The organism is Rubrivirga litoralis, from assembly GCF_031846415.1.
In the GTDB taxonomy this organism is placed as follows: Bacteria; Bacteroidota; Rhodothermia; order Rhodothermales; family Rubricoccaceae; genus Rubrivirga; species Rubrivirga litoralis.
This window is the reverse complement of the sequence record NZ_JAVRHT010000010.1, coordinates 83,939-97,888: the sequence shown is the minus strand read 5'-3', so window position 1 is coordinate 97,888 and position 13,950 is coordinate 83,939. Positions and strand designations below refer to the sequence as shown.

The 13,950-nt window shown below is 74.4% G+C and carries 13 protein-coding genes; 2 read left to right on the top strand and 11 right to left on the bottom strand.

The annotated features are described in order from the left end of the window. Positions 1 to 36: 36 nt before the first annotated feature. Together RM540_RS06080 and RM540_RS06075 are read right to left on the bottom strand one after the other, a co-directional pair. Positions 37 to 498, bottom strand: a complete 462-nt coding sequence (locus RM540_RS06080) for a type I restriction enzyme HsdR N-terminal domain-containing protein (protein ID WP_311662657.1) — start codon at positions 496 to 498, stop codon at positions 37 to 39. After that, complete coding sequence (locus RM540_RS06075) at positions 495 to 935, bottom strand: hypothetical protein (protein ID WP_311662656.1); 441 nt, start codon at positions 933 to 935, stop codon at positions 495 to 497. The genes RM540_RS06080 and RM540_RS06075 overlap by 4 nt, the downstream gene beginning before the upstream one ends. A gap of 176 nt (positions 936 to 1,111) precedes the next feature. On the opposite strand from RM540_RS06075, the gene RM540_RS06070 reads away from it, so the two are divergent. After that, positions 1,112 to 2,272, top strand: a complete 1,161-nt coding sequence (locus tag RM540_RS06070; RefSeq protein WP_311662655.1) for a S66 peptidase family protein — start codon at positions 1,112 to 1,114, stop codon at positions 2,270 to 2,272. Between the two features lie 216 nt (positions 2,273 to 2,488). Then, positions 2,489 to 3,400, top strand: coding sequence for an MBL fold metallo-hydrolase (locus RM540_RS06065; RefSeq protein WP_311662654.1), 912 nt, complete (start codon positions 2,489 to 2,491; stop codon positions 3,398 to 3,400). 15 nt (positions 3,401 to 3,415) lie between these two features. On the opposite strand, the gene RM540_RS06060 is transcribed toward RM540_RS06065, so the two are convergent. From RM540_RS06060 to RM540_RS06020, 9 genes are all read right to left on the bottom strand, one after another. After that, positions 3,416 to 3,991, bottom strand: coding sequence for a DUF421 domain-containing protein (locus tag RM540_RS06060; protein ID WP_311662653.1), 576 nt, complete (start codon positions 3,989 to 3,991; stop codon positions 3,416 to 3,418). A gap of 155 nt (positions 3,992 to 4,146) precedes the next feature. Beyond that, entirely contained in the window at positions 4,147 to 4,317 is a 171-nt protein-coding gene (locus tag RM540_RS06055; protein WP_311662652.1) for a hypothetical protein, read from the bottom strand. Beyond that, positions 4,311 to 4,823, bottom strand: coding sequence for a metal-dependent hydrolase (locus tag RM540_RS06050; protein ID WP_311662651.1), 513 nt, complete (start codon positions 4,821 to 4,823; stop codon positions 4,311 to 4,313). The genes RM540_RS06055 and RM540_RS06050 overlap by 7 nt, the downstream gene beginning before the upstream one ends. 232 nt (positions 4,824 to 5,055) lie before the next feature. Beyond that, complete coding sequence (gene murJ / locus RM540_RS06045; RefSeq protein WP_311662650.1) at positions 5,056 to 7,077, bottom strand: murein biosynthesis integral membrane protein MurJ; 2,022 nt, start codon at positions 7,075 to 7,077, stop codon at positions 5,056 to 5,058. Further along, positions 7,074 to 7,508, bottom strand: a complete 435-nt coding sequence (aroQ, locus tag RM540_RS06040) for a type II 3-dehydroquinate dehydratase (protein WP_311662649.1) — start codon at positions 7,506 to 7,508, stop codon at positions 7,074 to 7,076. The genes murJ and aroQ overlap by 4 nt, the downstream gene beginning before the upstream one ends. A gap of 158 nt (positions 7,509 to 7,666) precedes the next feature. Continuing rightward, positions 7,667 to 8,800 (bottom strand): T9SS type A sorting domain-containing protein, encoded by a 1,134-nt coding sequence (locus RM540_RS06035; RefSeq protein WP_311662648.1) that lies wholly within the window; start codon positions 8,798 to 8,800, stop codon positions 7,667 to 7,669. Positions 8,801 to 9,079: 279 nt separating this feature from the next. Then, entirely contained in the window at positions 9,080 to 10,021 is a 942-nt protein-coding gene (locus RM540_RS06030; RefSeq protein ID WP_311662647.1) for an MBL fold metallo-hydrolase, read from the bottom strand. Next, positions 10,018 to 10,347: a hypothetical protein gene (locus RM540_RS06025; protein WP_311662646.1), complete on the bottom strand. Its 330-nt coding sequence runs from the start codon at positions 10,345 to 10,347 to the stop codon at positions 10,018 to 10,020. Before RM540_RS06025 ends, RM540_RS06030 begins: the two co-directional genes overlap by 4 nt. A gap of 100 nt (positions 10,348 to 10,447) precedes the next feature. After that, complete coding sequence (locus RM540_RS06020; protein ID WP_311662645.1) at positions 10,448 to 13,582, bottom strand: Rne/Rng family ribonuclease; 3,135 nt, start codon at positions 13,580 to 13,582, stop codon at positions 10,448 to 10,450. Positions 13,583 to 13,950 lie beyond the last annotated feature (368 nt).

Here is a 13,950-nt window from a genome sequence, read left to right as displayed (position 1 = left end):
CGCTCTCCCGCTCTCCCGCTCTCCCGCTCTCCCGCTCTACCTGCTCTCGCCCTCCCCGAACGCCGGCAGCGCGTCGACGAAGCGCCACCCCGCCCCGTCGCGGACGCAGCAGTACCGCGCGGCGCCGTTGTCGACGACGAGGGCGGGGGCGTCGAGGACGGCGTTGTAGCGGGCGAGCTGGTCGAACGTCTTCTGGCCGATGGCCACGCCCGGCGCCTTGCACTCGGCGAGCAGCCGCGCGCGCCCGTCGCGGCCGTAGGCGACCACGTCGGCGCGCCACGAGAGGCCGCGGTAGGCGAGCCCCTTCTCGACGGCCAGCAGGCCGACGGGGTAGCCCAGCGCCACGAGGTCGAGCAGGAGCTCCTGGCGGACCCGCTCCTCGGGCGTCAGCGCCACCCACCGCCGGCGGACCGGGTCGTGGACGAGCCGGCGCCCGCCGTCGTCGCGCGTGCGGAGGCCGCCCCGCCCGGGCGCCCCGCCCGCGTCCGCCCCGCTCACGCCTCCTGCCGGCGGACGAGCGCGCGGTAGGCCCCGACCCACTGGTCGGCGTCGCGCGTCATCTTGCTCACGTTGACGTCGGCAAAGCGGGGGACGAGGTCGAGGAGCACGGGGACGACCTCGTCCCATCTCTGGGCGACGAGGAGCTCTTCGAGCGACTCGGCCGTCCACCGCGTCCAGCGGTAGTCCTCGCGGAGCGCCTCGGCCTTTTTCCAGTAGCCGCGGTCGTCCCACGACTGGGCGCTCCCCTCGATCGTCCCCTCGATGCCGCGGAGGTGGAAGGCGAGGAACGCGGCGAGGTCCTTGGCCTCGGCGTCGAAGACGCCGGCGGCGAGGCCGGGGCGCTGGGCGAGCAGGCGGAGGGCCTCGGCGCACGAGCGGGTGTGCGCGCGGCGGCGCTTGGCCGGCGTGTCGCCGGCGTGGATGATGCGGGCCACGGGTCGTCGGGTCGGGGGGAGGCCCCAAGCTACGCGCCCCGGCCGCCGCGCCGGGCGGGGCGGCCGTGACGAGGGCGGGGCGGCCGCACGTCGCCGCCCCGCCCGGCGATCTTTCGGTGCCAGCGGGGCCGTGCCCTCGTTACACTCGCCGCCCCGCCCGCCTGCTCCGCCCGCCGTTGTCCGACTCCCGATTCTCGTCCCGCCGCGAGGCGCTCCGCTGGCTCGGCGTCGGCGCCGCCGGCGCCGCCCTGTCCGGGTGCGGCACCGCGTGGCGCCCGCCGCCCGCCCCGCCCGCTCGTCCGCCCGCCGGCGACGTGCCCGTCGCCGAGGCCGCCCCGCTGCCTGCCCCGCCTGCTGAAGCCGCGCCGCCTGCGGAGGCCGCCCCGCCCGCGGAAGCCGCCCCGCCCGCGCAGTCCCTCGTGCTCCCGCCGCGCCTCCAGCGGGGCGGGACGGTCGGGCTGGTCGCGCCGGCCGGCGTGATCGAGTCGGCGACCCAGGTCTCCGAGGCCATCCAGGACCTCCGCGCGCTCGGGTTCCAGACCCGCCTGGGCCGCAACGTCCTGGCCAAGCAGGGCTTCTTGGCCGGCACCGACGCCCAGCGCGCCGAGGACTTTATGCGGATGGTCGAGGACCCCGCGGTCGACGCCATCGTCGCCATCCGCGGCGGGTGGGGGGCCGCCCGGATCCTCCCGCTCCTCGACTTCGACGCGATCGCCGCCAACCCCAAGCCCATCGTCGGCTACTCGGACATCACGTCGCTCCTCGTCGCCATCTGGGCGCGGACCGGGCTCGTCACGTTCCACGGGCCGGTCGGCATCTCGTCGTGGAGCGACGAGGTGGTGGAGAGCTTTTTCCAGACCGTCGTCGACGGCGAGCCGCTCGCGCTCGCGCCCGAGACGCGCCTCATCCGGGACCAGACGCAGACGGTCCGGGGCGGGGTGGCCGAGGGGCCGTTCGTCGGCGGCAACCTCTCGGTCCTGGCCGCGCTCGCGGGGACGGGCTACCTCCCCAACACGGACGGGGCCGTGGTCTTCTTCGAGGAGGTGTCCGAGGAGGCCTACCGGGTCGACCGGCTCCTCACGCAGCTCGAGATGGCCGGCTTCCTCCGCGCCCCGGCCGCCGTCGTGTTCGGCCAGTGCGCGCGGTGCACCGACGGCGACTCGACGTGGTCCGCCGAGCGGACGATCCGCGAGCACCTCCGGGGCTACGACTGCCCGACCGTGTTCGGCGCCCCCATCGGCCACACCTCGCCGGTCTACACGGTTCCCGTCGGCCTCCCCGCCCGCGTCGACGCCGACGCGGGGACGGTCACGTTCCTGGGGTCGGCGGTGGCGTAGGCGGGGGATGAGGGATGAGGGATGAGGGATGAGGGATGAGGGATGAGACGCGGGGGCGGGGTGGTGCCCGTTTTGTTCCGCCCCGCCCGCGCACGACCCCGTAGGGGCGACCGGCGGTTGCCCGTTGCCGCCCCGCCCAGTGCCGCCCCGCCCGGTGCCGCGAACGCTTGGCGGGGCGGCGCGTTGACCGACGCCACCCCGCCCGCCGGACCGCCCATGACCGCCTCGTTCGCCGTCGACCCGTTCGCCCCTGGAGTCGCCCGAGTGCCCATCGGGTTCGTCAACGCCTACCTCGTCGGGACGCCGGGCGAGCCGTGGGTGCTCGTCGACACCGGCCTGCCGAAGACGGCGGCGCTGACGCGGGCGGCGGCCGAGGCCCGGTTCGGGGCCGGCGCGCGGCCCGAGGCCATCGTCCTCACGCACGGGCACTTCGACCACGCGGGCTCGGCGCTCGCGCTGGCCCGCGCGTGGGACGTGCCCGTCTACGCGCACCCGCTTGAGCTCCCCTACCTCACCGGCCGCTCGGACTACGCGCCCCAGGACCCGACCATCCCCGGCGCCATCTCCACCCTCAGCCGGCTCTTCCCGACGACCGGGTACGACTTCGGCGACCGCGTCCGCGCCCTCCCCGACGACGGCTCGGTGCCCGGCCTGCCCGGGTGGCGGTGGCTGCACACGCCGGGCCACACGGCCGGCCACGTGTCCCTGCTCCGCGACGACGATCGCCTGCTCCTGGCCGGCGACGCCTTTGCCACAATGGACCTCGACAGCTGGACGGCCCAGGTCACGAAGCCGAAGCAGATCGACCGGCCGCCGGCCCCGTTCACGCCCGACTGGGAGGCCACGCAGGCGAGCGTCCACCGCCTCGCCGAGCTCGACCCGACGGCGGTCGGAGCCGGGCACGGGCTGCCGATCACGGGCCTCAGCGTGGGCACGCTGCTGCGCGCCTACGACGGCCACGTCGAGGTCCCCGTCGGCCACCGCTACGGGCGCGCCCCGGCCGTCGCCGACGAGACGGGCATCGTGGCGCTGCCGCCGCCGGTGCCTGACCCGCTCCCCCTCAAGCTCGCCGCGGGTGCCGCCGCGCTCGGCGCAGCTCTCGTCTGGCGCCGCCGCGCCGGCTGGTAGCGCGGGCGGGGCGGCCTAACTCACACCGGGCTCGGGGTTCGTGAACGGTCCCTGCACGGGGTCGATGTCCCAGCGCCCCTCGGCGCCGTCGACGCCCGCGAGCGCCTCGGCCTTCCCGTCCTTCACCTTCGACAGAACCGAGAACGAGCCGTCGGACTCCAAGACGACGGCCGCTGTGTCCTCGACCGAGGCCGAGCTCGACGTGCGGATCGCGTTGCGGATCTCCTCGCGCGTGACGCGCTGGTCCCGCATGGCCCGCTCGATGTACTGGCCGTCGTGGAAGATGAGCGTCGGCTGCGACTTGATCAGCTTCTCGAAGCGGTCGGACCGGATGGAGAGCCAGGTGATGAGGGTCTGGAGCACGACGAGCGCCGCGATGGCTCCGACGCCCTCGGCCAGCGAGGCCGTCGAGAGCACGGTCGAGGCCAGGAGCGACCCGATGGCGACGGTCACGATAAAGTCGAACGCGTTCATCTTCGAGAGCGTCCGCTTGCCGCCCGCCCGCAGGACGACGATGAGGAGCGGGTAGATGAGGGCGGCCGTCAGGATCGTCTTGCCGAGCGACGTCCACGACTTGAAGAGAAAGTCCATGAGAGGAGGAGAGGAGGAGAGGAGGAGAGGAGGAGAGGAGGAGAGGAGGATGGGGCGGGCGCCGCAAAAAGTTCCGCCCACCCCGCCCGTCGTAGGGGCGACCGGCGGTCGCCCGTGGGCGGGGCGGTTCCGCCACGCGCGGGACACGGCCAGGGTCACCGCCCCGCCCAGTTCGTGAGGGCGGGGCGGTCTGGGACGTTCCCGCCCGTCGCCGCCCCGCCCACGTCCCGCAGCCCGACGGCGTTGCATGCAACGCCGCTACAGCCGCCGCCCCGCTCCGGCGTGGGCGGGGCGGTGGTCTTCCGCTGCCCGCTGCCCGCTACCACCCCGCCCGGCGGCGGCGGCCCGGCAGGCGGACGACGAGGCCGTCCATGACGAGGTGGCTGAAGTAGCCCACGACGGCGGCGCCGTAGAACGGGAGCCCCGCGAGCGGCGCGTCGGGCGCGAGGACCAGGGGCAGGGCCAGGAGCGGGCTCGGGATGAGCAGCATGGCCCACGTCGTGTGCGTCCACCCGCGGTGCTTCCCCAGCGCCGGAAGGATGCAGAACAGGCCGAGGTAGGCCGCCTCCTCGGTGTGCCGCGTCGCGATCAGGACCACGTCGACGACGAAGAAGATCGAGTAGAACAGGTTCTGCCCCTTCGAGTTGGTGTCGACGTCCGGCCACAGCCCGAACATCAGGCACAGGCCAAACAGAGCGATGGGGATGGCGACGAGTTCGAGGTCCGAAAACTGGCGGTACGCCTGGTCCACGGAGTAGACGAGGGCGAGCGCGGCCAGGTAGAGGCCGTAGAAGACGGTGGCGCCGGCGAGGTGTCCGCGGTATCCAGCCACAGGGCGGGGTGGTTCAAGGTTCGAGGTTCAGACGTTCAGGGTTCGGAGGGTCAGAACCCAAACGCCAGGGTACGGGCGGCGCAGAGCGTGCGGGCGGGGCGGGGCGGGGTGGACAACGTCGGGACAACGCGCCGCCCCGCCCTCGACGCCAGGGGCGGGGCGGCCCTCATCTTCCCGAACCCCGAACCCCGAACCCCGAACCCCGAACCCCGAACCCCGAACCCCGAACCCGCTACCCCCGCTTTGCGCGGCGGAGGAACCGGCCGAGCCAGGCGTCCGATTCGGGCAGCCCGAGCAGGTGGCCCAGCGCGAGGTAGGCCAGCCCGTAGACGGCGACGACGCCGGCCCCGTAGAGCCAGACCGGGAACGGGTCGGCCGGGACGAGCCACCGCACGGCCGCCGCGGGGATCGCCGCCAGCCCGGCCAGCCCGAGCATCCGCGCCGCCCCGCCCCACGGGAGCCGGAACGCCGGCTCGTGCGCCCGGAGCGCGCGGACGAGCCGCCACAGCTCGACCCACGCCCCCACCGCCGAGCCCAGCGCCAGGCCGACGGCGCCCAGCCGCAGCGGCTCGCCCTCGGACGGGATGCCCAGGAGCCCGCTCACGCTAAAGCGGTCGAGGTAGAACATGAGCGCGGCCCCGATGACAGCCGAGACCGCCACGCGCCAGACGGCGATCCGCGCCGGCGTCTTGGTGTCGTTGAGGGCGTAGAACGCGTTCTGCAGGAGCCGCCCCGCCGTCGTCGCGGTCATGCCCAGCGTGTAGGCCATGAGCACGAACGTGACCTGCCACGTGTCGTTGAGGTCGAACTGCCCCGTCTGGTAGAACGCGCCGACGACGAGCGAGCCGAACCCGAGGTAGCCCACGACCGTCGGGACGATCAGGTAGAAGATCTGCCGGACCGACCCCGACACGCGGCCGAGAAAGCGGTCGAGCTCGGCCTTCGAGATCCGGCTGAGCTCGGGGAGCTCGCTGGCCGCCACGCTCATCCCGAACAGCGAGATCGGCAGCAGGTACAGCGTCTGCGCGTAGCCGATCGCGCCCAGCGCGCCGGCGGCTACGAACGTCGAGAGCCAGAAGTCGAGGTAGCCCGAGAGCTGGTACGCGCCCCGCCCGAGCACAACGGGCACGAACGCGCGGATCGCCTCGCGCACGCCCTCGACGCGCAGCGACAGCCGCGGCCGGAACCCCTTCATCAGCTTCAGCGCCGTTGGGAGCTGGACGCCGAACTGGAGGATCCCGCCCACGATGCCGCCCACGAACACGGCGACGAGCAGGCGGCTGAGCGCGTCGGCCGGGACCACGTCGAGCGCGCCGATCCCCAGCGGGTCGTCGAAGTAGAGCGTCGCCCCGCCGAAGAGGGCCGCGATGAGGGCCACGTTCCACGCGACCGGCGCGAAGTACGACAGCAGAAACTTCCGGTGGCTGTTCAAGACGCCGAGCGCCCACGCGCTGAGCACCAGGAACGCCGTCATCGGGAACGTCAGCCGGACCACGCGGACCGACAGCTCGAAGCGGTCGACTACGATCGTCCCCGCCCGGAGCTTGTCGGCGTCGTCCAGAAACCCCGACGCGATGACGGCCACGAACGGCTCGGCGAGGAGCACGCCCAGGACGGCCGCGGCCGACGCGACGGCGGCCAGCAGCCCGAAGATGGCGCCGGCGAACCGCCCGGCCTCCTCCTCCCGGCCCTCCTCCAGCATCCGCGAGTAAATGGGGATGAACGACGCCGAGAGCGTGCCCTCGCCCAGCAGGTTCTGGAGGAAGTTGGGCGCCCGCAGCGCGAGCCGGTACACGTCGGCAAAGGCCCCGCTCCCGAAGAAGAACGCGACGGCCCGGTCGCGGACGAGCCCGATCACGCGGCTCGCGAAGATGCCGGCGGCCACGAGCAGCGCGCCGGAGCCCGCCCCGCCCGAGGCGCCCTTTTCACCCTGCCCCGCCCCGCCCTCGGCGTCGCTGGGCGGGGTGGCGCGCGGTGGATCGGCTGGGGGCGGGGCGGCCTCGGGGTCGACGTCGGCGGCCTCGGCCGGCGAGCCCGGCGCGGCGTCGGCCTCAGCGAGCGCCTCGGCGCCGGGGTCGGGCGCGCTCAGCCCGCTCGGGGCGAGCGCGTCGTCGGGCGACGGCTCGTTGGCTTCGCCGTCCCCTGCGGGGGTCTGCGGCTCCGCGACCGACTGCGGCGCCGGCCGCACGTCGTCGGGCCGCTCGGAGCCCGCCCCGCCCGGGCGGGGCGGCTCGCCTTCGGGGCGCTCGCTCACCGCTCGGCCCGGTCCGCGAGGTACTGCACCGCGAGCGAGTAGCCGGCCACGCCGAACCCGACGATCACGCCGGCGCAGGCGGGCGCCACCAGCGACCGGTGGCGGAAGCTCTCGCGGGCGTACACGTTCGACACGTGGACCTCGATGACCGGCACCGACACCGAGGCGACCGCGTCGCGGAGCGCCACCGACGTGTGGGCGTAGCCGCCCGGGTTCAGGACCACCCCGCCCCAGCCGTCGGACGCGTGGAGCGCGTCGACGAGGGCGCCCTCGCCGCTGTGCTGCTCGAACCGGAGGTCGACGTCGGGGAACCGCCGCCGAAGTCCGGCCTCGACGTCCGCCAGCGTCTCGGTGCCGTAGACGTCGGGCTCGCGGAGGCCGAGGCGGTTCAGGTTCGGTCCGTTGAGGACCAGGACGGGCGGGGCGGGCATGCGGGCAGCGGGGGGAGCCGCAAGGTACCGCCCTGCTCTGCCGCCCCGCCCGAGTCGGGAGCGGGGTGGGCCGAAACGAGCGAGGCCGGGACCCCCAGAGGAGCCCCGGCCTCGCCGGTCGAATCGTCCGCCCCGCCCACGCGGGCGGGGCGGATGCGTCAGCGCGCCACCGTGAGCCGGCGGGACTCGGCGAACGCCTCGCCCGACACGCGGACGACGTAGGTGCCGGGCGCGAGGTCCGCCCCGCCCAGCGCCACGCGCGCCGTGGCGCCCGGGCGGACGGCGCCGTCGAACGCGACGGCCATCTCGCGGCCGAGCACGTCGTACACCGTCACACGGACGGCCTGGGGATCGGAGACCGTGAGCTCGAGCGTGGCCCGGCCCGTCGACGGGTTCGGGAACGCATCGCCGATCGTCACGCCGGCCGACGCGGCCGGCTCGGACGAGACCGGCGGGGGAAGCGGGAAGGCGCGGATTGTGCCCGTCTCGCCCGTCGTCCCCGTGCTCGACAAGTTCGGGTCCGCCACGAGGATGCGGCCGTCGGGGAGTTGGGTAACGCCGAACGGGTTGATGAGGCTTGTCGTGATCACGTTGCTGACAGTCCCATCAGGGTTGTAGAGCACGAGGCTTTTGTCCGCCGTCACCGCGATCCGGCCGTCTGCGAGCTGCGTGAGCCCTCGGGGCGCCGACAGCGTCGCGAACGTCCCGAGGAGATTCCCATCGACGTCGAAGGCTAAGATCTTGTCGTCGGGGCCGTTGGGGTCCGTTGTGTTGCCCGCGTTCGTGCTCGCGACCAAAATGCGGCCATCTGCGATCTGGATGATCCCGTTCGGAGCGCTGAGCGGGGCAGTGGTAGTGTCCGCGAACACCGACCGCGTGCCGTTACTGATCCGGCTGATCCGGCCCGACCCGCCCTCTGTGATGAGGACGTCGTTGTTGGAGAGGAGGGTCAGGCCCTGCGGGTTGCTCAGGCCCGTCGCGAATAGAGTCGCGACCCCGTCCGAGATTCGCACGACCTGGTCAGGCTGGCGCCCGTTGTCCTCGTTAAAGTCGGCGATCAGCACGTCGCCGTCGGGGAGCTGGATGATGCCGGTGGGCGTGACGAGCGCCTCGCTCCCCGGGAACAGCGCGCCGCCGGCGGTCTCCTCGGTGACGATCGTGGCCTGGCCGCCGAACGCCTCCGTGACAACGACGCGGCCGTCGGCGAGTTGGGTGATCCCGAAGGGGGCGGCGAGGCCTGTCGCGTACTGCGCGCTGGCCGGGCCAGCCGCGAGGGCGAGCAGGGCGAGCATTGAGGCCGCGCGGGTCAGGGTTTGCCGGACGAGCGGGCGGGGCGGTGACAAAAAGGGCATAGAGGAAACCGTCGTGGTGGATCGGCGCAGGGCGCCAAAATGGAGGAGAGCCAACCCGCAAGGTAGATGCCGGATTCTGCGATGCACGGCCTTGCGCCGAAGTTGGAATTGGAGTGGGGGCGCTCCCTACGCCGCCCCGCCCGCCCCACGCGCGCCGCCGGCGCCGGCCACGTGCGCTGGAAACCCCGCCGCGCGTTGGCCCCTGGGGCGGGGCGGCCGCTACGCCGCGGCCACCTCCAGCACCAGCCCGTCGTACCCCAGGCGGACGCCCGGCGGCAGCGAGGCGTCGGCCTCGACGTGCGTGACCGCGTGCGTCACGTGCGTGAGCCACGTCTCGCGCGCGCCGAGCGACTGGGCGAACGCGGCCGCCTCGGCAAACGAGAAGTGCGACGGGTGCCGCTCGGGCCGGAGCCCGTCGAGCACGAGCGTCTCGACACCCTCCAGGAGCGCCCGGCTCGACGGCGGCACGCCGTTCACGTCGGTAAGGTAGGCGAACGCCCCGATCCGAAACCCGAGCACCCGGAACCGCCCGTGGACCGCTGGCACGGGCACGACCTCGACGCGCGCCGCCGGCGCCTCGCGCGCCGACGCGACGAACGGGCCGTCGACCGGGTGGAGGTCGAGGACCGACGAGCCGGGGTACGTCCGGTCGAAGATGTACCGGAACATGTCGCGGAGCGAGTCCGCCGTCGAGGGCTGGGCAAAGACGGGGACCGGCGCCTTCGTCTCAAAAAAGAACGGGCGGAGGTCGTCCAGGCCGACGACGTGGTCGAAGTGCTCGTGCGTCACCAGGAGGGCGTCGACGGCCGAGACGCCCGCCCGGAGCGCCTGCTCGCGGAAGTCCGGCCCGGTGTCGATCTGGAGGTGGACGTCACCGGCGGCCGTGTGCGCCACGACGTGCGCCGACGTCCGGAGCCGCCGGTCGCGCGGGTCGTCCGACGTGCACACGGCGCACCGGCACCCGATGACTGGGACGCCCGTCGACGTCCCCGTCCCCAGCAGCGTCACCGTGAGCGCCGGCGCCGTCTCGGCCGGGCGCCCCTCCGCGGGCTCGCCTGCCGTCTCCGCCCCGCCCGAACTCGTCTTCTCCACCCCGCCCGCGCGGGGCGGGGCGGGAGACGGGTGCGCATCGGGCGGGGCGGGGCGGGGCGGCGTGCTCACGCGGCGTCCCCGTCCTCCACCCCGCCCGCGTCGGGTCCGCCCGCGTCGGGTCCGTCGGCGCGGCCGGCGTCGGCGGCGGCCCAGGCGTCGTCGAGCGCGGCGCGGACGGCGGGGCGGAGGTAGAGCCCGTCGTGGTCGCTCGCGCGGACCGCCTCGGCCAGCACGGCGACCTGCGCCTCGGGCGGCTGCGCCCGGTTCACGACCACCACCTCCTCGCCGTCGACCACGCACAGGCCGCCCCGGAACGGCCCCCGCTCGCGCCGCACGCGCACGCCGAGCTGCCCGAGGGCGTCTTCCAGCGCAGCGATGACGGCGGGGGGCTTCACGGGGGGAGGAATGCGGGATGGGGGAGGGATCGAGGGATGCGGGGAGGGGAGGGACGGGCGGCCCCTCTGCTTATCCCTTTATCCCCCACCCCTTCATCCCTCACGCCGCGTACTTCTTCAGGAGCGGCCGGCCCGACTTCTGGTCGCGGACGTCGAACGCGAGCGGGTCGACCGTCGGGTCGTCGTCGATCTGGAACGGGAGCCCGCGCAGGCTCAGCCGCCACCGCGTGAGCGGCGATGGGAACCCGCGGCGCAGGTACGCGCCCAGCAGCGGGTGCACGCGGACGACGATCGGGCGGCCCTGGTACTCCTCGGCGACCGACTGCCGGTAGCTCTCGAGCCACGTGCGGATGCGGCCGGCCAGCGCCTGCGGCGTGACCTCCTCGGGGGCGAGGGCGGGGCGGTCCGCCGAACGGTCTGCTGAGCGGTCGCTCCGCCCCGCCCCGCGCGCGGCCGTCTCGCGCGGGTCGCCGCGGAGGTCGTCGGGCTCGGGGACGTCGTCGACGAGCGGGGCTTCGGGCTCGGCCCGGCCGCCGACCTCGCCGATCTCGCCGGCCCCGGCCGCCGCCGCCGCGGCGGCTCCGGCGAGAGGCTCGCCGTCCTCGTCGGTGGTCCGCGTCGTGATCGACGGGCGGAGCCGCTGGCGCGTGATCTGGACGAGCCCGAAGTCGGACATGGGCAGCAGCTTCGTCACGGCCCGGTCCTTCTCGAACGCCTTTTTCAGCGCGTCGGTCACCTTCTTGCGGTCGCGGTCGTACCGGAGGTCGATAAAGTCGACCACGATGATGCCGCCGAGGTCGCGCAGCCGGAGCTGCTTGGCGACCTCGCGCGCGGCCTCGACGTTGACGTCGATAAGGTTCTGCTTCTGGCTCTTGCCCCGCCCCGCCCGGCCCGAGTTCACGTCGACCACGTGCATGGCCTCCGTCGTCTCGATGTAGAGGTAGCCGCCGCCCTTCATGTTGACGCGGCGCGAGAACGCCTCCTCGACCTGCTTCTCGATGCCGACCGACCGGAACGCCGAGGTCCGCCCCTTGTGGAGCTCGACCTTGTCGGCCATCTGCGGCGCCACGGCCTTGACGTAGGCCTTGACGTTGCGGTACACCTTCTCGTCGTCGACGAGGATGCGGTCGTAGTCGTCCGAGAACAGGTCGCGGATGACCGACGACACCATGTTCACGTCCTCGTAGAGGAGGACGGGCGGGGAGGGCTTCTCGTTGAGCTTGTTCTCCATCTTCCGCCACTTGTCGGTCAGCAGGCGGAGGTCCTGGTCGAGGCTCTTGGCGTCGCGGCCCTCGGCCACGGTCCGCACGATGACGCCGAACCCGTCGGGCTTGAGGCTCGACGCGAGCGTCCGGAGCCGCTTCCGCTCTTTCGCGCTCTCGATCTTTTTCGAGACGGCCACGTAGTCGGCCGCCGGGACGAGCACGAGGAAGCGCCCGGCCAGCGAGAGGTCGGTCGAGACGCGCGGCCCCTTCGTCGAGATGGGCTCCTTCGTGATCTTGACGATGATCGAGCCGTCGCGCCGGAGGAGGTCCTCGTTGGACGGGACCGCCCCGCCCTTCGAGGCCCCGCCCCGGCCGCCTTGGGACGAGCCGCCCCGCCCGCGGCCGCCCTGCGAGCGGCCGCCGCGCCCGTTCGACCGGCCGCCGCTGCGCGAGCGGTCGCCCCGCCCGCCGTTGGTCTCGTCACGGTCCTTCTGGTCCGGGTCGTCGGACGTGCGGCCCGTCGTCTCCGTGTCGGCGTCCGCCGAGCGGCCCCGGCGCCCGCGCGGCTCGGCCGCGCCCTGGTCGGACGACGACCCACGGCGGGACCGCCGCCGCGACGAGCTCTTGTCGTCTGCGCCGGCGTCGGCCGTGTCGGCGGCCCGGTCGGTCGCCTCCCCGCCCGCGTCGTCGCGCTGCGAGCGGCGCCGGGAGCGCCCGTCGCCGTCGCCCTTGGAGCGGGCGGGGCGGTCGTCGGACGTCGTGCCGGAGCCCGATGTCAGGTCGATGGACGACGGCAGCGTCTTTTTCGAGGACGCGCGCCCCGAGCGGCGCTTGGTCGGCGCGTCGTCGGCCTTCGGCTCGTCGTCCGCCTTCTTAGCGTCCGCCTTTGCGGTCTCGCCCGCGCCGGCGTCCGCAGCCTTTGGGGACGGGCGGGAGCGGCGGCCTCGCGGCGTGTCGTCCTGGCCCTTCTTCTTGTCCTGCTGAGCGTTGTCCTGGCCTTCGTCGCGTCGCGCCTCGGCGCCCTGCTCGGCGGCGTCGGTCGAGGCGCCACGGCCCCGACCGCCCCGCCCACGGCGGCTGCGACGGCGGCGGCGGCCGCCGGAGGAGCGCTCGTCGGCGTCGTCGGACGAGGAGGTGTCGGCGGGCTCGGCGCCCGCCGTCGAGTCGTCGGCGCCCTCATCGCGGGCGGGGCGGCGGCGCGAGCGGCGGGACGGCGAGGCGGGTTCCGCGGCCGGCTCCGCCCCGCCCGTGGTTTCCTGCTTCGTCTCCGCGGGCGTCTCCTCCCGCTTGTCGCCCCGCTTGCGGGAGCGTCGGCCGGCCGGCGCGTCGGCCGGTTCCGCCCCGCCCTCGTCGGGCGACGCGTCGGCCGCGCGCGGGCGGCGGCGGCGGGCTGAGGTGTCGGACGCGCTTTCGGAGCGGGGCTCGTCCTGGGAGCGGTCCGCTTTGGAGCGCTCCGGCTTGTCCTCCGGCGCCTCGCGGGTTTTCGCCGTCCGGCGCGGGCGGGGCGGCGAGCTCAGATCGATGACGCCGGGCAGGCTCCGGCGGCCGTCGCCGGACTCTTCCTGCTCTTCCTCCTCCTCGCGCCGGCCGCGTCCGCGACCCCGCCCGCGACCCCGCCCGCGTCCCCGGCGGCTCCGGGACGACCGGGTGCGCGACTCTTCGGCGGGCGTCTCGACTTCGAGCGTCTCCTCGACGTCGGGCTCCGACGCGTCCTCGGCGATCCGCTTGGCCGGGGCCAGCGCGAGGACCGGCTCGTCGAGTCCGGGGACGTCCTCGCCGGCGAGCGCCTGGAGCTGGGGGAAGTTGTCGGTGAGGTCGGAAAAGTGGAGGAAGCAGTCCTGCTTTTGTCCGACGTCGACGAAGGCGGCCCGGAGCGCGGGCATCACCTTCTGGACGCGTCCGAGGTAGATGTTGCCGATCGTGCGGACGTTGTCGGGGTTCTCGACGTAGAGCTCGACGAGTTCACCGTCCTCGACGATGGCGATCCGCGAGCGGTCTTTGCTCGCGTTGATGACGATTTGCTTTTTCAAGGGGTACAGGGGCGGGGCGCTCGGGCCTCCGGGGGCCGCCCGGCGCCGCAGCGCGGGGTCGGGCGGTCGGGGCGGCTCGCCGGCCGGCCGGCCGAGGGGCGGGCGGGCGGGGCGGGGCCGGAGCCCGCGCGGCGACGCGCACGGAAGGCCGCGCGTCCAGCCAGACGGCCAGGAGCGCGGCCCAACGGGCGAGCGTGCGGAGCGGGAGGGGCACCGAGTGCATGGGCGACGCGGTCGCGTCGGGGGGCGCCGAGAACCGGGGTCCTGCCGCGAAGGCGGGGGAGGCCGGGAGCTCGGCGTCGCAGAGGGGGGGCGGGGCGGGGCCGGAGCAAACAGACCAGTCAATCAGAGGGTCCGGACACACTCCT